This is a genomic window from Xanthomonas sp. NCPPB 1826 (assembly GCF_056725285.1).
Genome location: NZ_CM161521.1, coordinates 2,408,316 through 2,429,778, shown reverse-complemented (window position 1 = coordinate 2,429,778; position 21,463 = coordinate 2,408,316). Strand labels below are relative to the sequence as shown.

22 protein-coding genes are annotated in these 21,463 nt (G+C 65.3%); 19 read left to right on the top strand and 3 right to left on the bottom strand.

Annotation, left to right across the window (positions count from 1 at the left end; translation table 11 throughout):
- Window positions 1-49 precede the first annotated feature (49 nt).
- The 3 genes from AC1PLA_RS10460 to flgA form a co-directional block, all read right to left on the bottom strand.
- The gene (locus AC1PLA_RS10460) at window positions 50-382 is read right to left on the bottom strand and encodes a hypothetical protein (protein ID WP_024939614.1); all 333 of its coding nucleotides are present in this window, start codon (window positions 380-382) and stop codon (window positions 50-52) included.
- Window positions 383-397: 15 nt separating this feature from the next.
- Window positions 398-709 carry a flagellar biosynthesis anti-sigma factor FlgM gene (flgM, locus tag AC1PLA_RS10455; protein WP_016901729.1) on the bottom strand — a complete coding sequence of 104 codons (312 nt, stop codon included), beginning with the start codon at window positions 707-709 and terminating at the stop codon, window positions 398-400.
- Window positions 710-775: 66 nt separating this feature from the next.
- On the bottom strand, window positions 776-1,420 hold the full coding sequence (flgA, locus tag AC1PLA_RS10450; RefSeq protein WP_039527362.1) for a flagellar basal body P-ring formation chaperone FlgA: 645 nt from the start codon (window positions 1,418-1,420) through the stop codon (window positions 776-778).
- 364 nt (window positions 1,421-1,784) lie between these two features.
- On the opposite strand from flgA, the gene AC1PLA_RS10445 reads away from it, so the two are divergent.
- The 19 genes from AC1PLA_RS10445 to rpoN all read left to right on the top strand — a co-directional run bounded on the left by AC1PLA_RS10445 (window position 1,785) and on the right by rpoN (window position 21,459).
- Window positions 1,785-2,729, top strand: coding sequence for a chemotaxis protein CheV (locus AC1PLA_RS10445; RefSeq protein ID WP_016901727.1), 945 nt, complete (start codon window positions 1,785-1,787; stop codon window positions 2,727-2,729).
- Window positions 2,730-3,077: 348 nt separating this feature from the next.
- Entirely contained in the window at window positions 3,078-3,479 is a 402-nt protein-coding gene (gene flgB / locus AC1PLA_RS10440) for a flagellar basal body rod protein FlgB (RefSeq protein ID WP_024939612.1), read from the top strand.
- A 3-nt stretch (window positions 3,480-3,482) separates the two neighbouring features.
- Window positions 3,483-3,890, top strand: coding sequence for a flagellar basal body rod protein FlgC (gene flgC / locus AC1PLA_RS10435; protein WP_005914451.1), 408 nt, complete (start codon window positions 3,483-3,485; stop codon window positions 3,888-3,890).
- Window positions 3,891-3,927: 37 nt separating this feature from the next.
- Entirely contained in the window at window positions 3,928-4,599 is a 672-nt protein-coding gene (locus AC1PLA_RS10430; protein ID WP_016901725.1) for a flagellar hook assembly protein FlgD, read from the top strand.
- A gap of 31 nt (window positions 4,600-4,630) precedes the next feature.
- Window positions 4,631-5,854 (top strand): flagellar hook protein FlgE, encoded by a 1,224-nt coding sequence (gene flgE, locus AC1PLA_RS10425; RefSeq protein ID WP_016901724.1) that lies wholly within the window; start codon window positions 4,631-4,633, stop codon window positions 5,852-5,854.
- Between the two features lie 144 nt (window positions 5,855-5,998).
- A complete protein-coding gene (gene flgF / locus AC1PLA_RS10420) occupies window positions 5,999-6,754 on the top strand; it encodes a flagellar basal-body rod protein FlgF (RefSeq protein WP_481106109.1) in 756 nt (251 codons plus the stop codon).
- Window positions 6,755-7,674: 920 nt separating this feature from the next.
- Window positions 7,675-8,460, top strand: a complete 786-nt coding sequence (gene flgG, locus AC1PLA_RS10415; protein ID WP_016901723.1) for a flagellar basal-body rod protein FlgG — start codon at window positions 7,675-7,677, stop codon at window positions 8,458-8,460.
- 38 nt (window positions 8,461-8,498) lie between these two features.
- On the top strand, window positions 8,499-9,191 hold the full coding sequence (gene flgH / locus AC1PLA_RS10410; protein WP_481106108.1) for a flagellar basal body L-ring protein FlgH: 693 nt from the start codon (window positions 8,499-8,501) through the stop codon (window positions 9,189-9,191).
- Between the two features lie 10 nt (window positions 9,192-9,201).
- Window positions 9,202-10,320: a flagellar basal body P-ring protein FlgI gene (locus tag AC1PLA_RS10405; RefSeq protein WP_039521506.1), complete on the top strand. Its 1,119-nt coding sequence runs from the start codon at window positions 9,202-9,204 to the stop codon at window positions 10,318-10,320.
- A gap of 1 nt (window position 10,321) precedes the next feature.
- Window positions 10,322-11,500 (top strand): flagellar assembly peptidoglycan hydrolase FlgJ, encoded by a 1,179-nt coding sequence (gene flgJ, locus AC1PLA_RS10400; RefSeq protein ID WP_053045464.1) that lies wholly within the window; start codon window positions 10,322-10,324, stop codon window positions 11,498-11,500.
- 11 nt (window positions 11,501-11,511) lie between these two features.
- On the top strand, window positions 11,512-13,386 hold the full coding sequence (gene flgK, locus AC1PLA_RS10395; RefSeq protein WP_065049297.1) for a flagellar hook-associated protein FlgK: 1,875 nt from the start codon (window positions 11,512-11,514) through the stop codon (window positions 13,384-13,386).
- A complete protein-coding gene (flgL, locus tag AC1PLA_RS10390) occupies window positions 13,386-14,591 on the top strand; it encodes a flagellar hook-associated protein FlgL (protein ID WP_102254461.1) in 1,206 nt (401 codons plus the stop codon). Before flgK ends, flgL begins: the two co-directional genes overlap by 1 nt.
- A gap of 316 nt (window positions 14,592-14,907) precedes the next feature.
- Window positions 14,908-16,107 carry a flagellin gene (locus AC1PLA_RS10385; protein ID WP_104570063.1) on the top strand — a complete coding sequence of 400 codons (1,200 nt, stop codon included), beginning with the start codon at window positions 14,908-14,910 and terminating at the stop codon, window positions 16,105-16,107.
- A 270-nt stretch (window positions 16,108-16,377) separates the two neighbouring features.
- Window positions 16,378-17,703 (top strand): flagellar filament capping protein FliD, encoded by a 1,326-nt coding sequence (gene fliD / locus AC1PLA_RS10380; protein ID WP_065049301.1) that lies wholly within the window; start codon window positions 16,378-16,380, stop codon window positions 17,701-17,703.
- 150 nt (window positions 17,704-17,853) lie between these two features.
- Window positions 17,854-18,267 carry a flagellar export chaperone FliS gene (gene fliS, locus AC1PLA_RS10375; protein ID WP_039527382.1) on the top strand — a complete coding sequence of 138 codons (414 nt, stop codon included), beginning with the start codon at window positions 17,854-17,856 and terminating at the stop codon, window positions 18,265-18,267.
- An 8-nt stretch (window positions 18,268-18,275) separates the two neighbouring features.
- Entirely contained in the window at window positions 18,276-18,569 is a 294-nt protein-coding gene (locus AC1PLA_RS10370) for a hypothetical protein (protein WP_039527384.1), read from the top strand.
- Complete coding sequence (locus AC1PLA_RS10365) at window positions 18,569-19,135, top strand: PilZ domain-containing protein (protein ID WP_126968853.1); 567 nt, start codon at window positions 18,569-18,571, stop codon at window positions 19,133-19,135. Before AC1PLA_RS10370 ends, AC1PLA_RS10365 begins: the two co-directional genes overlap by 1 nt.
- A gap of 70 nt (window positions 19,136-19,205) precedes the next feature.
- Window positions 19,206-19,838 carry a response regulator transcription factor gene (locus AC1PLA_RS10360; RefSeq protein WP_003482986.1) on the top strand — a complete coding sequence of 211 codons (633 nt, stop codon included), beginning with the start codon at window positions 19,206-19,208 and terminating at the stop codon, window positions 19,836-19,838.
- A gap of 220 nt (window positions 19,839-20,058) precedes the next feature.
- Window positions 20,059-21,459, top strand: coding sequence for an RNA polymerase factor sigma-54 (rpoN, locus tag AC1PLA_RS10355; protein WP_039521489.1), 1,401 nt, complete (start codon window positions 20,059-20,061; stop codon window positions 21,457-21,459).
- The last annotated feature ends 4 nt before the right edge of the window (window positions 21,460-21,463 follow it).

Sequence of the window (21,463 nt, the reverse complement as noted above, 5' to 3'; positions counted from 1 at the left end):
ACAGACATCTGGTCCAGCCTGCGCGTGCGCTCGGGCACGCTGCGGTGCTTCAGGCCACTGCCAGCGAACGACCGCCGCGCAGCACGCTCGATTGGCCCTTGGCGTCGTAGGACGGCGCACTCTCGGTGCGGCCCAGATGACGCAGTGCCCAGTTCACTTCGCGGCGCCGGCGTGCCAGCAGCGCGCCGTTGGCGCGATTGGCTTCGGCCAGTTCGCGCAGCCGCTCTTCTTCGCCTTGGGGCATTGCCGCTTCCAGCGCGCGCAGTGCCGACAGCTTGTCCTGCGTATGGCGCATCAACCCATCGATGTCGTTCTCGAGTAATGCCTGGCGTTCGCCGGCCAGCGCATCGCTGAGACGTTGCAGGAACTCGTTCACGTTCATCCTTTGGGTCGGGGATTAGCCCGCCAGTTGCTGATTCAGATCCATCATGCGGCTGGCGATGGCATCCGGGTTGATGGAGTAGCTGCCGTTCTGCAACGCATCCTTCACTGCCTGGACGCGACCGGTGTCGATCGCCGAGGACTGCGACAGCGTGCGTTGCAGGTTCTGCAGGTTGGTCGCCTCACCGGTCAGCTTGACGCTGTCGGTCGGCGGCAATGCGGCGATCGGGGACGCGCGATCTTCACCGGCCGAAGCGATCTTGCTGCTCGTGGCCGCGGTGCGAAGGGTTGCAGCGGTCGGTAGATTGCCTTCGATTTTCTGGCTCATGTCGGGAACTCCTCTACAGGTCGTAGGGGATAACGGCATGCCAAAAAAAAACTTTATAGCGATTTTCTATCTGGACACTACAACGGTCCCGCTCGCTTCGACGATCCCCTGCACCACCCGGCGCGAAGAGGAATTTTCCACCGAAACCCGCTCGTTCTCGCCGGCATCGGACAGTGCGCGACCGCTCATGCGCACCTCCAGACCGCCATTGCGCGACACCAGCGGCACGGTGTCGCCGCGCCGGACCAGCCGCTGCGTGACCAGATCGTTGGCCGACAGCAGCGAGCCGGCCGGTAGGATGCGCCGGGCGGTCTTGCCCACCGCTGCCACCGGATCGGCCAGCACCGCGCCGACGATGCGCGCTGCATCGCGCTTCTCGATACTGATATCGGCCAGCGAAATGACTTCTCCAGCGCTGATGCCGCGGCGCAGCACCAATACGTCCTGGTTGCGGCGCACCTTCAGCGGCACGAACAGGCGCCAGCCGGCCGGCTGCGGGCAGGCCACTTCCACCGTATTGGTGCCGGTCGGCTGCGCCTGCAGCGCGATCGGACAGGCCGGCATGCGCAAGCCCGGATCGAGCGTGGCCTCGGCCTCGGCATCCGGGCCAACGGTGGCCAGCGCCGCAGCGCGGATGGAATCGACAGACTGATAGCTCTGGGCCCAGGCCGGAGCGGCAGCCAACAAGATGACAAGCAGGAGCAGGCGCATGGGACCAGATCCGGAGGGAGACGGAACAGGCAGTGCAAGAGGCGTGCCTGTTTTTTTGCCGGGATTGGGGAGTTGGGATTGGGGACTTGTAAAAGCGGCTTGGCGGGTGATTCATTTAGCCGTTGCCAGGGCCCTTTGAGCCAGCGGGTCTATCCGACCAACTGTCTCCGAAGTCTTCAGGGCTGCAGAAGCAGCAACGGCCTGACCAACGCGCTCATTCACGCCGTTGAGCCAATCCCCAATCCCAAATCACCAGATCCCGGCGCTTGAGCCAATCCCGAATCCCGACTCCCCAATCCCGACAGCGCCCCACGCCAGGCTAAAACCGCTCAAGTTTTCCGAGGGCGCTGTCGATATCTGCCCCATGACCCACGATCTGCTCAACCGCATCGACCAGCGCACGCGTCTGGCTGGCCACAACCGACTGGCCCTGCTGCTGTTCCGGCTGGGCGGGCGCCAGCTTTTTGGCGTCAACGTGTTCAAGGTGCAGGAGGTGCTGCGCCGCCCGGAGCTGTTCCAGGTGCCCGGCCTGCCGACCGAGTTCGCCGGCGTGGCCGACGTGCGCGGGCGCTCGGTGCCGGTGCTGGACCTGGGCCTGGCGATCGGCCACCCGGAGCGCGACGCGCACTCGGAAAACGGCCCCGGCTATCTGGTGGTGGCCGAATTCAACCGCTCGGTCCAGGGCTTTCTGGTCAGCGGCGTGGAGCGCATCGTCAATATTGCGGTGGAAGATATCCACCCGCCGCCGGAACTGGGCGCCGAAGCCACTTATTTGACGGCGGTGACGCGCTTCCAGGGCGAGTTGATCCAGGTCATCGACGTGGAAAGCGTGCTCGCCGACATCGCCAAGGTCAGCAAGGACGTGCAGCTGGATCCCTCGCTGCAGCTGGTCGCCTACGACCGGCAGTTCCAGGTACTGGTGGTGGACGACTCGCGCGTGGCGCGCCAGCAGATCCGCAGCGTACTCGACCAACTCGGCGTCTCGGCGACCTTGTTGTCCGACGGCCGCCAGGCGCTGGACCACCTCTTGCAGGTGGCTGCATCAGGCGAAAATCCAGCCGACCGCTATGCGATGGTCATCTCCGACATCGAAATGCCGGCCATGGACGGCTACACGCTGACGACAGAAATCCGGCGCACGCCGGGCCTGCAAGGCCTGTACGTGCTGCTGCACACCTCGCTGTCGGGCGTGTTCAACAACGCCATGGTCGAACAGGTCGGCGCCAATGCCTTCGTGGCCAAGTACAGCGCCCACGAATTGGCCGACTACGTGCTGGCGCGCCTGAAAGTGGTCGCCGAAGCGGCCTGAGCAGGCCAGGCGGCTGCCGGGTCGGAGCCGATGGCAGCGACAAGGCGATGCGCCGGCTTCCAAGAGTCCGGCAGCATTGAAGTTGGAGCGGTGTGCGTCAACCCGCTTTTAAAGTGACATCCGCTAAGGCCGGACGTCGGCGGGCAGTCCTGACGTCATCCCGAACCTTCCCGCCTGGCGTGCCTGATCGAAGCAACACCACGACGGATACGATGTCCATCGCGTTCCCGGGACGGCCAAGCTGCCGTTCGTCGGCAGCTCCGATCACTCTCCGCGTTCCGCGGCCCGCACCACCTCGATTGGCACAAACATTGCTTTCTCCCTGGTAACACTTCGCGGGAGAGCACCGTGTCCAATTCCATCTCGTCCTTTCTAGGCATCCACGGCGATGCTCTGCCGCTACGCGAGCAGCGCATGAAGCTCATTGCCAGCAATCTGAGCAATGTGGATACCCCTGGCTACAAGGCAAAGGATCTGAATTTCGAGGCGGCGCTCAAATCGGCCGAAGGCGTACGCGACGGAACGCTGCTGCAGACCACCGACGCCAAGCATTACGAGATCGGCAGCAGTGCCGGGCTCAACCCGTTCCAGATCACCCGCGAATCCGACCAGCCCAGCCTGGACGGCAATACCGTCGATCCCGATGCCGAACGTGCTGCCTACGGCCGCGCCGCGCTGGAATACCGCGCCTCGCTGAGCTTCCTCGAATCCAAGGTGCGCTCGATGCTCACCGCGATCACCGGCCAATAAGTCATGAGCAATCTACCCATCTTCGATGTGGCCGGCTCGGCGCTGCACGCGCAGTCGGTCCGCCTGAGCACCATCGCCTCCAACCTGGCCAATGCCGACTCCGTCGCTGGCTCGGCCGAGGCGACCTACAAGCCCATCGAGCCGATCTTCCAGGCCCAGCAAAGTCGCCAGGACCCCAGCCTGACCTCGGTGAACGTCAAGGAGATCACCACCACCAACGCGCCGCCGATCCGTCGCTACGAGCCCGGCCATCCGCTGGCCGATGCCGATGGCTACGTGTTCTCGCCGGACGTGGACCCGGTCTCGCAGATGGTCAACATGATCTCGGCCTCGCGCAACTACCAGGCCGGCGTGGAAATGCTCAACACCGCCAAGGAACTGGCGCTCGCCACCCTGACCATGGGTCGCTGACCCTCCTAGCTGACCCTTCCCTTACGGACCCTTTCACATGAGCACGATCGGTAGTGACCTCTACACCAGCCTCGGGCTGACCTCCAGCAGCGCCACAGCGACCAAGAAGAAGGAGGAATCGCTCGGCCAGGCCGACTTCCTCAAGTTGATGACCGAGCAGCTGCAGCACCAGGACCCGCTCAAGCCGATGGAAAACAGCGCGTTTCTGGGCCAGTTGGCGCAGTTCTCCACCGTGCAGGGCATCGGCGACCTCAATACCAAGGTCAGCAGCTTCTCGGCAGCGCAGAGCAGCGATCAGGTGCTCAAGGGCGCCTCGCTGGTCGGGCACAACGTGCTGGTGCCCTCCGCACAGCTCGCCATCGATGCCACCAATTCGGCCAAGGGCGTGGTCGCCGCGACCTCGGCCGGCACCGTCAATTTCGAAATCACCGATGCCAACGGCGCCTTCGTCAAACAGCTCAGCGTGCCGGCCAGCGCCGCCGGTGAAGTGTCGTTTGCCTGGGACGGCACCGATGCCAACGGCAACCGCATGGCCGCCGGCAAGTACGGCGTGACCGCCACCCAGACCGACACCGCCGGTTCCAAAAGCAAGTTGTCCACCTATGTCGACGCGCCGGTGGACAGCGTCACGATCGGCTCGGACGGCCTGTATCTCAACCTGACCGGGCTAGGCACTTCCCCGCTCGCCAACGTGCTCCGCGTCAGCTGAGCCGGCAACCGACACTTAAAGGACCTCATCCATGGCTTTCAATACCTCGTTGTCCGGCATCAACGCAGCCAATGCCGATCTGAACGTCACCTCCAACAACATCGCCAACGTCAACACGACCGGTTTCAAGGAATCGCGTGCCGAGTTTGCCGACATGTTCCAGAGCACCAGCTACGGCCTGTCGCGCAATGCGGTGGGTTCGGGCGTGCGCGTCAGCAATGTGGCGCAGCAGTTCTCGCAGGGCAATATCGACCCGACCGGGCGCAGCCTGGACCTGGCGGTCTCCGGCGAAGGCTTCTTCACCGTGACCTCCAACGGCGCCAAGATGTACACCCGCGCCGGCAACTTCCAGACCGATGCCAACGGCTATGTGATCAATCCGCAAGGCGCGCGCCTGCAGGTCTTCGCTCCCAACCCGAGCGGCAACGGCTTCGACGTCGGCCGCCTGTCGGACCTGCAGCTGCTGACCACCGACAGCCCGCCCAAGTCGACCTCCACGGTCAACCTGGCCTTCACCCTGCCCGGCAATGCCACCGCCCCGTCGGTGACCCCGTTCAGCCCGGCCGACGACAAGACCTACAGCCACTCCACCGGCGGCATCAACGTCTACGATTCGCTGGGCGTCAGCCATGTGCAGACCTCCTACTTCGTCAAGACCGCCAACCCGAACGAGTGGCAGGTGCACAACTACGTGGACGGTGCCGCGGTCGGTGCGCCCACCACGCTGCAGTTCTCCGATACCGGCGCGCTGACCACCCCGGCCAACGGCATCATCACGATGGACCCGTTCACCCCGAGCACCGGCGCCGGCGTGCTGAACATGCAGCTCAACGTCAGCGGCTCGACCCAGTACGGCGAAGCCTTCGCGCTGCGTGATACCCGCCAGGACGGCTATGCCAGCGGCAAGCTCAACGAGATCAGCATCGACACCAGCGGCGTGGTGTTCGCGCGCTACTCCAACGGCGCCGACAAGCCGCTGGGCCAGGTCGCCCTGAGCACCTTCGTCAACCCGCAGGGCCTGCAATCGCAGGGCAACAACATGTGGGCCGAAAGCTACACCTCCGGCGCCGCCCGCACCGGCGCACCGGACACCTCGGACCTGGGCCAGATCGAATCCGGCTCGCTGGAATCCTCCACGGTGGACCTGACCGAGCAGCTGGTGAACATGATCGTGGCCCAGCGCAACTTCCAGGCCAACTCGCAGATGATCTCGACCCAGGATCAGGTCACGCAGACGATCATCAATATTCGTTAACGGCTGGGATGAGTGATTAGGGATTAGGGATTGGCAAGAGCCGGTATTCCGCTAAACGGATGCCGGCCCTGTCCCTCTTCTGCCAGGTCGCAATAGCCAGCGTTTTACGAATCCCGAATCCCGACTCCCCAATCCCGGTGCCCAATGGACAAAGCTCTCTACGTTGCGATGACCGGTGCCCGCGCCTCCCTGCAGGCGCAGGGCACCGTGTCGCACAATCTCGCCAACGTCGACACGGTGGGGTTCAAGGCTGCGTTGGCCAATACCGAGGCGTTCAAGATCCAGGGCAAGGGCTATCCGTCGCGGATCGATGCGCTGCATATGGACCAGGGCTTCGACCGCAGCCAGGGCCACCAGAAGGTCACCGGCAACCCGCTGGACGTGTCGCTGCAGCAGGACCGCTGGCTGGCGGTGCAGTCGCCCGACGGCAGCGAGGCCTACACCCGCAACGGCGAGCTGGCACTCACCGCCAATGGCCAGCTGGTCACCGCCAATGGGCATGCGGTGCTGGATGAGGGCGGCAACCCGATGACGATCCCACCGCACCAGGCGATGGAGATCGGCAGCGACGGCAGCATCTCGATCATTCCGCAGGGCGAAGGCCCGCAGACCATGGCCATCGTCGGCAAGATGAAGGTGGTCGACGCCCCCGCCGACCGTTTGACGCGGCGCCCGGACGGGCTGATGCGTAACACCAGCACCGACCCGGCGCAGGCGTTTGCAGTGGCCACCGGCAAGACCATCAACAGCGGCATGCTGGAGGGCAGCAACGTGGACGCCGCCGGCGCGCTGGTGGAGATGATCCAGCTGCAGCGTCAGTTCGAAATGCAGGTCAAGATCATCAAGAACGGCGACGACAACGCGCAGTCGGCCAATTCGCTGCTGCGGGTTAGCGGCTAAGCGCCACTGGCGCCCACTGCCGCACCGCCGGTTGGCTTGCCGCGCTGCCTAGCACCTGGATGGCGGCCGCCTAGGGGACGTGGCTCGCGAGCGAAGTGGCATGTCGTTCGACTCCTGCGGTCTCGCAGGTGGTTTGTATGCGGTTGACGCTGACTACCGATGGTTTGTTGGCAAGGTGTGTGCGGTTGGCAATGCTGTTGATCTGGGCATTCGCTGCAGAGCGGCTGGTTTGTGACTTTGCTGCAGGGCCCTTGCCCGCCCACCATCGCGGGACACGCCGCAAGTACGTCCGTGTAGGCTCTTACGCGGCATCCATGCCGCGTAAGGTCCCGCGACGGTGGGCGGGCAAGGACCTGTCGAGATGGTCGGCGTGCATGGTGCAAACAATGCCTGACGTGGGTTGCTTGGATAACGGCGCGTCCAATGATCTTCTCAATGCAAGCCGAGCAATGGACAAGCTTTAAGAAAGCAACCTTCAAACTCTCTGGTGCGGAGGCCTCGCCGATTGCGGGACCGTGTGGCGGCATGGATGCCGCCACCGAGCCCCCAGAGATGGGTTCACGGCGTGTCCCGCGAGCGGTGAGGACACCGCGCCCTCGACCAACCAGCCTGTTGACTGCGTCGCAATGCCAGCCGGCAAATCCCCAAACCCTTCCGCACGCAGCGCCAAGGGTTCACACGTCGTCGAACACATCGCTGACCGGCGACCGATCTGCCGCGCCTGATCTGCCGCGCAGGTGTCCACCGCTTCGGCCTAGCCGCTGCCTGTCCGCCGCCACCCCTGCCCCGCGCAGGCCACCGCGGCCACTTCGCGTGATCCAGTGCACAGCCGGCAAAAATCCGACGCGGGTTTGGCACAGCACGTGCATATACCCACCCGTACCCGGAACACATCCCCGGGTCTAACGAGGAATCGGGTCATGAATCAGGCTTTGTGGGTCGCCAAAACCGGACTGGATGCGCAGCAGACGCGCATGTCGGTCATTTCCAACAACCTGGCCAATACCAATACCACCGGCTTCAAGCGCGATCGTGCGGCGTTCGAAGACCTGTTGTACCAACAGGTGCGTGCGCCGGGCGGTTCCACCTCCGCGCAGACGCAGCTGCCGACCGGCCTGCAACTGGGTACCGGCGTGCGGGTGGTCTCCACCTTCAAGGGTTTCGACCAGGGCAGCCAGCAGCAGACCGGCCGCGCGCTCGACGTGATGGTCAACGGCCGCGGCTTTTTCGAAGTGCAGATGCCCGACGGCACCTCGGCCTATACCCGCGACGGCACCTTCCAGATCAATGCGCAGGGCGAGCTGGTCACCAACAGCGGCTACCCGCTGCAGCCGGGCATCCAGATCCCCGAAGGCGCGCAGTCGCTAACCATCGGCAACGACGGCACCATCAGCGTGACGCTGGCCGGCCAGGCCGCCGCGCAGGAAATCGGCGCGTTGACGCTGACCGACTTCATCAACCCCTCGGGCCTGCAGTCCAAGGGCGAGAACCTGTTTGTCGAAACCACCGCCTCCGGCCCTGCTCAGAACGGCACCCCCGGCCTCAACGGCCTGGGCAACACCGTGCAGGGCGCGCTGGAAGGCAGCAACGTCAACACGGTGGAAGAACTGGTGAGCATGATCGAAACGCAGCGCGCCTACGAAATGAATGCCAAGGCGATCTCCACCACCGACTCGATGCTCGGTTACTTGAACAACAACGTCTGATCGGCCCGCCGGTCGCTGCCCTCTCAGGAATCCACGCCATGTCCCGCCTGCCTTCTCCTTCCTCCCTGTGCCTCGCCATTGCCTGCAGCGCGCTGCTGGGCGGCTGCGTGGCGGCCGGCGATGTGCGGCCGTTCGCCGAACTGGCGCCGATCGTGCCGGTGGTCGCGCCGGTGGCGCAGCCCACCGCCGGGGCGATCTACGCCGCCGGCCCGAGCCTGAACCTGTACGGCGACCGCCGCGCCCGCGATGTTGGCGATCTGCTGACGGTGAACCTGGTGGAAAGCACCACCGCCTCGTCCACCGCCAATACCAGCATCAGCAAGAAGGACGCGACCACCATGGCCGCGCCGACGCTGCTGGGAGCGCCGCTCACCGTCGGTGGCTTGAATGTGCTGCAGAACTCGTTGAGCGGCGATCGCAGCTTCGACGGCAAGGGCAACACCGCGCAAAGCAACCGCATGCAGGGCAGCGTGACCGTCACCGTGATGCAGCGCCTGCCCAACGGCAATCTGGTGATTCAGGGGCAGAAGAACCTGCGCCTGACCCAGGGCGACGAACTGGTGCAGGTGCAAGGCATCGTGCGCGCCGCCGACATCGCCCCGGACAACACCGTGCCCTCGAGCAAGGTGGCCGACGCCCGCATCGCCTACGGCGGCCGCGGCGCGATCGCGCAGTCCAACGCGATGGGCTGGCTGAGCCGCTTCTTCAATTCCCGTCTGTCGCCCTACTGAGCCTGCGACCATGAATCTGTCTTCCCTGCCCTTCCGTCTGCTGGCCGCCGCTGTGGCGGTCTGCGCGATCGCCGCGCCGGCCTCGGCCGAGCGCATCAAGGATCTTGCCCAGGTCGGCGGCGTGCGCGGCAACGCGCTGGTCGGTTACGGCCTGGTGGTCGGCCTGGACGGCAGCGGCGACCGCACCAGCCAGGCGCCCTTCACCGTACAGAGCCTGAAGAACCTGCTTGGCGAGCTGGGCGTCAATGTTCCGGCGAACGTCAATCCGCAGCTGAAAAACGTCGCGGCCGTGGCCATCCATGCCGAACTGCCGCCGTTTGCCAAGCCCGGCCAGCCGATCGACATCACCGTGTCCTCGATCGCCAACGCGGTGTCGCTGCGTGGCGGCTCGCTGCTGATGGCACCGCTGAAGGGCGCCGACGGCCAGGTCTATGCGATGGCGCAGGGCAACCTGGTGGTCGGTGGCTTCGGCGCGCAGGGCAAGGACGGCTCGCGGGTGTCGGTCAACATCCCCAGCGTCGGCCGCATTCCCAACGGCGCCACCGTCGAACGCGCATTGCCGGACGTGTTTGCCGGCAGCGGAGAGATCACCCTCAACCTGCACCAGAACGACTTCACCACCGTCTCGCGCATGGTCGCGGCGATCGACAGCAGCTTCGGCGCCGGCACCGCGCGTGCGGTGGACGGCGTGACCGTGGCAGTGCGCTCGCCGACCGATCCTGGCGCGCGTATCGGCCTGCTGTCGCGGCTGGAAAATGTCGAACTCTCTCCGGGCGATGCCCCGGCCAAGGTGGTGGTCAATGCACGCACCGGCACGGTGGTGATCGGCCAGTTGGTGCGGGTGATGCCGGCGGCGATCGCGCATGGCTCGCTCACCGTGACCATCAGCGAGAACACCAACGTCAGCCAGCCGGGCGCCTTCAGTGGCGGCCGCACCGCGGTGACCCCGCAGTCGACGATCACGGCCACCTCCGAAGGCAGCCGCATGTTCAAGTTCGAAGGCGGCACCACGCTCGATCAGATCGTGCGTGCGGTCAACGAAGTGGGCGCCGCTCCCGGCGACCTGGTGGCCATCCTGGAAGCGCTCAAGCAAGCCGGTGCGCTCACGGCGGAGCTGGAGGTGATCTGACATGCGTATCGCAGCCTCGCCCATTGATCTCAACCCGAGCACCAAGGCCGATCCCGCCAAGATCGACAAGGTCTCACGTCAGCTCGAAGGACAGTTCGCGCAGATGCTGGTCAAGAGCATGCGCGATGCAAGCTCTGGCGACCCGATGTTCCCGGGCGAAAACCAGATGTTCCGCGAGATGTACGACCAGCAGATGGCCAAGGCGCTGACCGACGGCAAGGGGCTGGGCCTGTCGGCGATGATCTCCAAGCAGTTGAGCGGCGACACCGGCGGCCCGGCGTTGAATACCTCGCTGAGCACCGCCGATGCCGCCAAGGCCTATTCGCTGGTGGCCGGCAAGCGCGACGCCTCGTTGCCGCTGCCGAGCCGCGATGGCGCGGCGACCGGCGTCGGCGCAAGCACCGGTAGCGCTGCAGGCATCGGCGCAGGCGGCCTGGGCGGCATCGGCATGAGCCAAGTGCTGGATCTGATCGCCGGGCGCACCGGCAGCAGCGATGCCGGCAGCGACGATGCGGCCGCGCTGAGCTGGCCCTCGGCCAACGATCGCTGGAGCGATGTGGCGGCCAGCGATGCCGCCGATGCCAACGCCGCGGTCAATGCGAGTGCGGCGAGCAGCGCGGCCGCCAGCCTGGGCGAGCGTACCCCGGAAGGCTTCGTCGCCAAGATCTGGACGCATGCGCAGAAGGCCGCGCGCGAACTGGGCGTGGATCCGCGTGCGCTGGTGGCGCAGGCCGCGCTGGAGACCGGCTGGGGCCGGCGCGGTATCGGCAATGGCGGCGACTCCAACAACCTGTTCGGCATCAAGGCCACCGGCTGGAGCGGTGACAAGGTCACCACCGGCACCCACGAATACGTCAATGGCGTCAAAACCACCGAAACCGCCGATTTCCGTGCCTACGGCTCGGCCGAGGAGAGCTTTGCCGACTACGTGCGGCTGCTGAAGAACAACAGTCGCTACCAGCCCGCACTGCAGGCCGGCACCGATATCAAGGGTTTTGCACGCGGCTTGCAACAGGCTGGATACGCCACCGATCCGGGCTACGCAGCCAAGATCGCGGCGATCGCCAACGGTCCGACCATCGACCGTGCGGTGGCCGCGATCGGCAACGCGGCGGCCGACCTGTCCAACCGCTATGCCAGCACCGCCGAGCCTGCTGGGCTCGGCACCATTCGTCGTTGAGGTAAACGCCCATGTCCATCATGTCCACCGGGACCAGTGCGCTGATCGCCTTCCAACGGGCGTTGTCGACCGTTAGCCATAACGTCGCCAACATCAATACCGAAGGCTACAGCCGCCAACGTGTGGAATTTGCAACGCGCACGCCCACCGACATGGGCTACGCGTTCGTGGGCAATGGCGCCAAGATCACCGACGTGAGCCGGGTGGCCGACCAGCTGGCCACCTCGCGCCTGCTCGACAGCGGCGGCGAGCTGTCGCGGCTGCAGCAGCTGTCCTCGCTGTCCAACCGCGTCGACAGCCTGTACTCCAACACCGCCACCAACGTGGCCGGGCTGTGGTCGAACTTCTTCGACTCCACCAGTGCGGTCTCGTCCAATGCCTCGTCCACCGCCGAGCGGCAGAGCATGCTCGACAGCGGCAACTCGCTGGCCACGCGCTTCAAGCAGCTCAACGGGCAGATGGACAGCCTGAGCAACGAGGTCAACAGCGGCCTGACCTCCGCGGTGGACGAGGTCAATCGCCTGACCCAGCAGATCGCCAAGATCAACGGCACCATCGGCAACAGCATCGACAGCGCCTCACCGGACATGCTCGACCAGCGCGACGCGCTGGTGTCCAAGCTGGTGGGCTACACCGGCGGCACCGCGGTGATGCAGGACGGCGGCTTCATGAATGTTTTCACCTCCGGCGGCCAGGCCCTGGTGGTGGGAACCACCTCGTCCAAGCTGACCACCGTCGCCGACCCGTATCAGCCGAGCAAGCTGCAGGTGGCAATGCAGACCCAGGGCCAGAATGTCAGCCTCAGCGCCAGCTCGCTGGGCGGGCAGATCGGCGGGCTGCTGGAGTTCCGCAGCAGCGTGCTGGAACCGACCCAGGCCGAACTCGGTCGCCTGGCCGTGGGCATGGCCAGCACCTTCAACGCCGGTCACGCGCAAGGCATGGACCTGTATGGCGCGATGGGTGGCAATTTCTTCAACATCGGCTCGCCCACCACCGCCGCCAACCCGGGCAACACCGGCAGCGCGTCGCTGAGCGCCAGCTTCAGCAACATGGCGGCGGTGGATGGGCAGAACGTCACGCTCAGTTTCGACGGCACTGCGTGGAAGGCCACCAATGCCAGCACCGGCTCGGCGGTGCCGCTCAGCGGCACCGGCACCCCGGCCAATCCGCTGGTGCTCAACGGCGTCAGCCTGGTGGTCGGCGGCACGCCGGCCAACGGCGACAAGTTCCTGCTGCAGCCCACCGCCGGGCTGGCCGGCACCTTGTCGGTGGCCATCACCGACCCCTCGCGGATTGCCGCGGCCACCCCGGTCAAGGCCTCCGCCACGGTCGCCAACCTGGGCACCGGCAAGATCAGCGACGTCAAGGTCACCAATGCGCAGAACCCGGCGCTGCTGACCCCGTCGTCGGTGGAGTTCATCGACGCCAACCAGTACACCATCGACGGCGCCGGCCCGTTCGCCTACACCGCCGGCCAGACCATCAGCGCCAACGGCTGGAGCTTTGCGCTGGACGGCGCGCCCAAGGCCGGCGATACCTTCGGCGTCGGCCCCACCGGTGCCGGCTCCAGCGACAACGGCAACGCCAAGTTGCTGGCCAATCTCGACGATGCCAAGGCGCTCAGCGGCGGCACGGTCACGCTCAATGGCGCGCTGTCGGGCCTGACCACCTCGGTGGGCTCGGCCGCGCGTGCGGCCAGTTATGCCTCGGACGCGCAGAAGGTCATCAACGACCAGGCGCAGGCCAGCCGCGACTCGATTTCCGGCGTCAACCTCGATGAGGAAGCCGCCAACATGCTGAAGCTGCAGCAGGCCTACCAGGCCGCCGCACAGATGATCTCCACCGCCGACACCATCTTCCAAGCCATCCTGGGTGCCGTACGCTGATGACTGACCGTATCTCCACCAGCATGATGTACAGCCAGTCGGTGTCGTCGATGACGGCCAAGCAGTCCCGGCTAAACCAGATCCAGGCCCAGCTCACCAGCGGGCAGCGCCTGGTCACCGCCAAGGACGACCCGGTCGCCGCCGGCACTGCGGTAGGCCTGGATCGCGCACTGGCCGCGATCACCCGATTTGGCGAGAACGCCAACAACGTGCAGAACCGCCTTGGCCTGCAGGAAAACGCCCTGTCGCAGGCCGGCGACAAAATGGCGCGCGTCACCGAATTGGCGGTGCAGGCCAACAACTCCTCGCTCAGCCCCGACGACCGCAAGGCAATCGCCTCGGAACTGACCGCCCTGCGCGACAGCATGGTCAGCCTGGCCAACAGCACCGACGGCACCGGGCGCTACCTGTTCGGCGGCACCGCCGATGGCAGCGCGCCGTTCATCAAGAGCAGCGGCGGCGTCACCTACAACGGCGACCAGACCCAGAAACAGGTCGAAGTGGCGCCGGACACCTTCGTCAGCGACACCCTGCCCGGCAGCGAAATCTTCATGCGTATCCGCACCGGCGACGGCACCGTGGATGCGCACCCCAACACTGCCAACACCGGCACCGGGCTGCTGCTGGACTTCAGCCGCGATGCCAGCACCGGCAGCTGGAACGGCGGCAGCTACAGCGTGCAGTTCACCGCCGCCGACACCTACGAGGTGCGCGACAGCACCAATACGGTGGTCGGTACCGGCACCTACAAGGATGGCGAGGACATCAACGCGGCCGGCGTGCGCATGCGCATCAGCGGTGCACCGGCGGTGGGCGACAGTTTCCAGATCGGCGCCTCCACCACCAAGGACGTGTTCTCCACCATCGACGACCTGGTCGGCGCGCTCAACTCCGACACGCTGACCCAGCCGCAGAAGGCGGCGATGATCAACACGCTGCAGTCGTCGATGCGCGACATCGCACAGGCCTCGTCGAAGATGATCGATGCGCGCGCCTCCGGCGGCGCGCAGCTGTCGGCGATCGACAACGCCAACTCCCTGCTCGAGTCCAACGAGGTCACCCTCAAGACCACCCTGTCGTCGATCCGCGATCTGGATTACGCCTCGGCGCTTGGGCAGTACGAACTGGAGAAGGCCTCGTTGCAGGCCGCTCAAACGATTTTTCAGCAGATGCAGTCGTCGTCGTTGTTCAACCTGATCCGCTGATTGCAGCAGAAAACCCGCGTTTTCTGCACTCCTGCGCGCGAGCACTTGCGCAGGCCGACGGAGTTTATTCGTCAAAAGTTATACCAACGCTAAAGATCTACGGGGTGCTGCCGAATAAACCAAACCCCTTGATACACAACGCTTCCGTATTTCGTCCCGCAGCAGAAAGACAGTAAAAAAACACTGGATTTCGCTAAAGGTTCCCGACGCAACGCCGTTATTCATCTCAGCAGCGGCAACGGCCAACTTGATGGCCCCCCTGCGGAGGCTCCGGGCAAGTCCCCCTTGCCGGAAAAATCGCTTAGGAGAAATCAAAATGGCACAGGTAATCAACACCAACGTAATGTCGCTGAACGCTCAGCGGAACCTCAACACCAGCAGCGCGAGCATGTCGACGAGCATCCAGCGTCTGTCCTCGGGTCTGCGCATCAACAGCGCCAAGGACGACGCCGCAGGTCTGGCGATCTCCGAGCGCTTCACCACGCAGATCCGCGGCCTGGACGTTGCCTCGCGCAACGCCAACGACGGTATCTCGCTGGCCCAGACCGCCGAAGGCGCGATGGTCGAAATCGGCAGCAACCTGCAGCGTATCCGCGAGCTGTCGGTGCAGTCGTCCAACGCCACCAACTCGCCGACCGACCGTGACGCGCTGAACTCCGAAGTCAAGCAGCTCACCGCCGAAATCGACCGCGTCGCCAACCAGACCAACTTCAACGGCACCAAGCTGTTGAACGGCGACTTCTCCGGCGCGCTGTTCCAGGTCGGCGCCGACGCCGGCCAGACCATCGGCATCAACAGCATCGTTGACGCCAATGTCGATTCGCTGGGCAAGGCCAACTTCGCTGCCGCCGTTTCCGGCGCTGGCGTGACCGGCACCTCCACCGCATCGGGCTCGATCAGCGGCATGAGCCTGTCGTTCAAGGACGCCAGCGGTGCAGCCAAGAGCGTCACCATCTCGGACGTCAAGATCGGCGTCGGCGAGAGCGCTGCCGACGTCAACAAGAAGGTGGCTGCGGCGATCAACGACAAGCTCGACCAGACCGGCATGTACGCCTCGATCAAGACCGACGGTACGGTGCAGATCGAATCGCTGAAGGCTGGCCAGGACTTCACCTCGCTGACCGCCGGTACCTCCAGCGCCGCAGGCATCACCGTCGGCGCCGGCATCACCACTGCCTCGGCCGCTTCCGGCTCCACCGCTTCGACCCTGAGCACCCTGGACATCTCCACGTTCTCCGGCGCACAGAAGGCCCTGGAAATCGTCGACAAGGCGCTGACCGCGGTCAACTCCTCGCGCGCCGACATGGGTGCGGTGCAGAACCGCTTCACCTCCACCATCGCCAACCTGAGCGCAACCTCGGAAAACCTGTCGGCCTCGCGTAGCCGTATCCGCGACACCGACTACGCCAAGGAAACCGCCGAGCTGACCCGCACGCAGATCCTGCAGCAGGCCGGTACCGCGATGCTGGCCCAGGCCAAGTCGGTTCCGCAGAACGTGCTGAGCCTGCTGCAGTAATCGGCAGCGCTTCGCAGCAAGTCAAGAGCCCCTCTTCGGAGGGGCTTTTTTTGTGGCCGCAGATCTCCTTCGCCCGAGATTTGGCGCGAACGCGCAGCACGCTTTCCTGGCGCGGGTTTTTTGACGCGGCCCGCCGGCATGGAAATTGCATTACCCCAGCTCGTGAGCGAAACGGGTTGCTGCCGCTAAAGTCCTGGCGGATGCGGCCGATACCCGTCTCGTAATCCCATGCGTCCATCCTTGCTTGGACGCCCAGACGAGGAATGCAACATGGCATCGGTGATCAGCACTTCCGGCTCCGGTCTGGACATCCCAACTGTGGTGTCCACCCTGGTTTCCCGGCAGAAAGACCCGGAGCAGGCGCGCATCAACAAGGCCGGGAGCGCCGCGACCACGCAGCTGTCGGCGATCAGCCAGATCAAGAGCAGCATGACCACGCTCAAGTCTGCGCTGGACAAGGTCATCAGCAGCGCCGACACCAACGCCTACAAAGCGACGGTGCCGACCGATGCCGGCTTCACCGCCACCACCACCAGCTCGGCCGCGCCGGGCAACTATTCGGTGGAAGTGGTCTCGCTGGCCAGCGCGCAAAAGCTCGCCTCCGGCGCGTTCGTTGCCGATGCCACTGTCGGCAGCGGCACGCTGACGATCGGGTATGGCGAGAAAAAAATCACCGTGGACATCAGCGGCACCGACAAGCTCACCGACATCGCCGCCGCCATCAACAAGGCGGCCGGTGGCAAGGGCGTCACCGCCAGCGTGGTGACCGCCAACGACGGCCAGCACCTGGTGTTCAACGCGATCGACACCGGTACCAAGGGCGCATTGACCGTCAGCGCCAGCGACCCGAGCCTGAGCAGCCTCACCTATGGCCCCGGCGTCAGCGGCGGCCTGACCCAGTCCGTGGCCGCGACCGATGCGCTGGTGCGCGTGGACGGCTTCGAACGCACCTCCAGCTCCAACACCGTCACCGATATCGTGCCGGGCGTGGTGCTCAACCTCACCAAGGCCGCCGAAGGCACCAAGGTCACATTGGGCGTTGCGGCCGACACCAGCGGCCTCAAGGCCAATCTGACCGCGTACGCGGCCGCCTACAACACCGCCAACACCCTGCTGGCCAAGAGCAGCGCCTACGACCCCACCACCAAGACCGCCGCGGCGTTGACCGGCGACTCGCTGGTGCGCGGCCTGCAGCAGCAGTTGCGCGGCCAGGTCAGCGGCAACCTCACCGAACTCAAGTCGCTCGGCCTGACCATCGACAAGGATGGCGTGATGAGCTTCGATGGCGGCAAGTTCGACACCGCCATCGCCGCCGATGGCGGTGCCGCCGCCGAGGTGCTCGGCAAGGACAGCAAGTTCGGCTCGGCCATGACCAAGCTGCTCGACAGCAACGTCAACGCCAACAACGGCACCCTGACCCTGCGCTCGGACAGCCTGAACAAGCAGATCAAGGGCTACGAGGATGACCTGGATGACCTCGACGCGCGCATGACCAAGCTCAGCGATCGCTACACCGCGCAGTTCACCGCGATGGAAACCATGATCAGCAAGCTGCAGAGCAGCACCAGTTCGCTCAGCGGACTGCTGACGAGCTGATTTCCGTGATGAGGATCCTCAAGTCCCGCAATGGTCTTGCCGATACAAGAAGGGCCTATCGTGATTTCGGCCTTGCCTTCCGGCAGGAGCGTCGTCGCAGGAGCGCAGCGCTCCGGGACCAACGAAGGTCAGCCCATTGAGGAGTCATCCATGTACGGTTCCAATCGTCAGTATGCCGAGCAATACCGCAAGGTCGGCGTGTCCACCAGCGTGACCGAAGCCGACCCGCACAAGCTGGTGTCGCTGCTGTTCGCCGGCGCCTGCCAGCGCATCCGTCTGGCCCAGGCCTGCCTGGCGCAGGGCGACCAGGCGCGCAAGGGCAAGGCCATCGGCGAAGCCTGCGCGATCGTCGGTCACTTGAACGGATCGCTCGATCACGAAGCCGGTGGCGAGATCGCTGGTAACCTGTCGGCGCTTTACGACTACGTGATGCAGCGGCTGACTGCCGCCAACCTGCACAACGACGAAACCGCGTTGACCGAAGCGCTGGAACTGCTCAGCGAAATCGACTCGGCGTGGAATTCCATTCCCCTGGACCAACGCGGCCTTTCCGCCGCTTCGTGAGTCATACCATGCATAGCGCGCAGAGCCTTCAAGCCGAAATTGCCGACATCCGCCTGGCCATGGCACAGGAGGAATTCGAGGTGATGCCGTTCATGCTGGACGCCCACGATCTGCACCTGCGCGAGTACGCGCAGCAGGCGGACCTGAGTCAGGACCGCGACGCGTTGCAGACGTTGCAGGTGATGCAGCAGGACCTGATGCGGATGATGCTCGAACGTCGACGCAAGCTGCTGGATCTGATCCGCGCGCAGCGCACGTCCTCTACGGCCAGCCGCGCCTACGCACGGATCGGACGGATCTGATGCCCGCGCTCGGCACATTCGCGCCATCGGCCGATGCCGCGCTGTTCGCCGACACGCTCAGCTGCGAAGTGCGCCTGCCAGCCAGCTTCCGTGCCGGCAGCGACGCCGGCTCGCACAGCGCCGCAGAAACCCTGCTGCGCAGCCTGGGCCAGGTGGAAGACCTGCGCAGCGAAGACACCAGCGAAGACCGTGGCGAGCTGCCGCTGCTGGTGCAGCGCATGGACGCCAAGCTCGACCTGATGCTGGCCCTGATCGGCCGCCTGGTGCAACAGGGCGACAGCGGATTGATCCAGGCGAACGTGCACTGGTCGGTGCGCGGAATCCGCCTGAGCTGCGCAAGCAGCCACCCGCCGGGCACCCTGGGCAGCGTTTGCCTGCAACCCTCCGACTGGCTTCCTGAACTGGTACAGCTTCCTGCCGAGGTCCTGGCAAGCGCAAGCGATGGCCACGATCACTGGCTATGGCTGCGGTTTGCGCCGCTTTCCCCAGGCTTGCAGGAGGCGCTGGAACGTCATCTGTTCCGTTTGCATCGCCGTCAGATCGCCGACGCCCGCCGCCAGCGCTGATAGCGCCTGTTGGCGCGGGGCGCCGGGTCGGCTAAGGTGCCCTTTACTGAAAAAAGGTCTCTTCTGCGCCGTGCGAGTCATCATCGTCGACGATCACACCCTTGTCCGTGCCGGCCTGTCCAGGCTGCTGCAAACCTTCGCCGGCATCGATGTCGTGGGTGAGGCCAGCAATGCACAGCAAGCTCTGGACATGACATCCCTGCACCGGCCTGATCTGGTGTTGATGGATCTGTCCCTGCCCGGCCGCAGCGGCCTGGATGCCATGACCGATGTGTTGCGCGCGGCGCCGCGCACGCATGTGGTGATGATGTCGATGCACGACGACCCGGTGCACGTGCGCGATGCACTCGATCGCGGTGCGGTCGGCTTCGTGGTCAAGGATGCCGCGCCGCTTGAGCTGGAATTGGCATTGCGTGCAGCGGCGGCCGGCCAGGTGTTCCTGAGCCCGCAGATTTCGTCCAAGATGATCGCGCCGATGCTGGGCCGGGAAAAACCGGTCGGTATCGCTGCCTTGTCGCCGCGCCAGCGCGAGATCCTGCGCGAGATCGGCCGCGGCCAGAGCAACAAGGAAATCGCGGCCGACCTCGGCATCAGCGTCAAGACGGTGGAGACCCATCGCGCGCGCATGATGGAATCGCTCGGTTGCCGGCGTGCCAACGACCTGGTGTTGCTGGCCGCCAAGCATCACAACGAACTGGTCTGAGCAAACCGCTGCGCCGACCGGAAACGGCCGCCAGCGACGAAAACAGTGACGGGATTCCGGCGGGCACGCTTGAGTCCGTATTGAACGTCAGGGAATTCCCCACGCCCTGTCAGGAAAATCACGAATTGCCTCACGCGATTCCCTGATTAGAAACCCGTCGCCTTGTCCTGCAAGATGCGTTCCATCGCTGCCACGTGCGGCGCCTTCCGGAAGCGCTTCGATGAAGACGACCATTTCCGCCCAGCTTGGCCAGCAACTGCACCTGACCCCGCAGTTGCTGCAGTCGATCCGTCTGTTGCAATTGGACGGCATGCAGTTGGAACTGGAAATCCGTCGCGCGCTGGAAACCAACCCGCTGCTGGAACTGGAAGAACTGGCCGACAGCGATGCCGCCGCGACCAGCGACGATGGCGCATCCGATGTCGCCGCCTTCGATGAACTGCCGGAAAGCACGATGTGGGACGTGCAGAGCAGCAGTTGGAACGGCGACGACGACGACCGCATGCAGCGCGTGGCAGCCGGCGAATCCACCGACCCGCACGTGCGCATCCTGCGCGATCTGGCGCTGGACCTGGACGAGGCCGCATTGGGGGCCGCCGCGTTCTGGCTGGAGCAGACCGACGACGCCGGCTATCTGAGCGAGGCCCTGGCGACGCTGCAGCAGCTTGGCGCCACCCGTCTTGGTATGACCGTGCAGGCAGTGGAAGCGGTCCGTCAGCGCCTGCTGCACGGCGACCCGGCCGGCCTGGCCGCCTGCGACCTGCGCGAGTGCCTGCAGGCCCAGCTGGGCGCCCTGCCCGGCCGGGTGCCGGCGCGCCATCTGGCCGCGCGCATCCTTGCCGGCGACCTGGACCTGCTGGCCAGCCACGACTATCCGGTGCTGGCGCGCGCACACGATGCCGAAGTGGACGATGTGCGCGAAGCGGTACGGCTGATCCTGTCGCTGCAGCCGCGCCCCGGCGATGACCTGTTGCAGGAGAGCAACGCCAGCGTGATTCCCGACGTGCTCGCCTGGCATGCCGATGGCAGCTGGCGGGTGGCCTTGAACCCGGCCACCACGCATCGGGTGAGTATCAACCCGGTGCATGAGCGCGCACTGGCCGAGGCCGGCGACGCTGCCCAGCCGCTGCGCGACATGCTGCAGGAAGCGCGCTGGCTGACCCGCGGCCTGTCGATGCGCTACGAGACCCTGCTGCGCGCCACGCGCGCCATCGTCGAACGCCAGGCCACCTTCCTGGTGCGCGGCGAAGAAGCGATGGCACCGCTGACGCTGAAGGAAATTGCCGATGAGATCGGCATGCACGAGTCGACGATTTCGCGCATCACCACCGGCAAATACATTCAGACCCCGCGCGGCACCTTCGAGCTCAAGCACTTCTTTGCCGTACGTCTGGAAGGCGCCAGCGTCTCCGGCCAGGCGGTCAAGGCGATGGTGCGGCGACTGATCGAAAGCGAGCCGGCCGGGCGGCCGCTGGCCGACGAAGCCATCGCCGGGCTGTTGTCGCGCCAGGGCGTTAATATTGCCCGTCGCACTGTGGCCAAGTACCGCGAACAACTCGACATCGCCCCGGCACGCGAGCGCCGCCGCATCAACAAACCGCTGCTTGCCCGGGCAGGATAAGGAT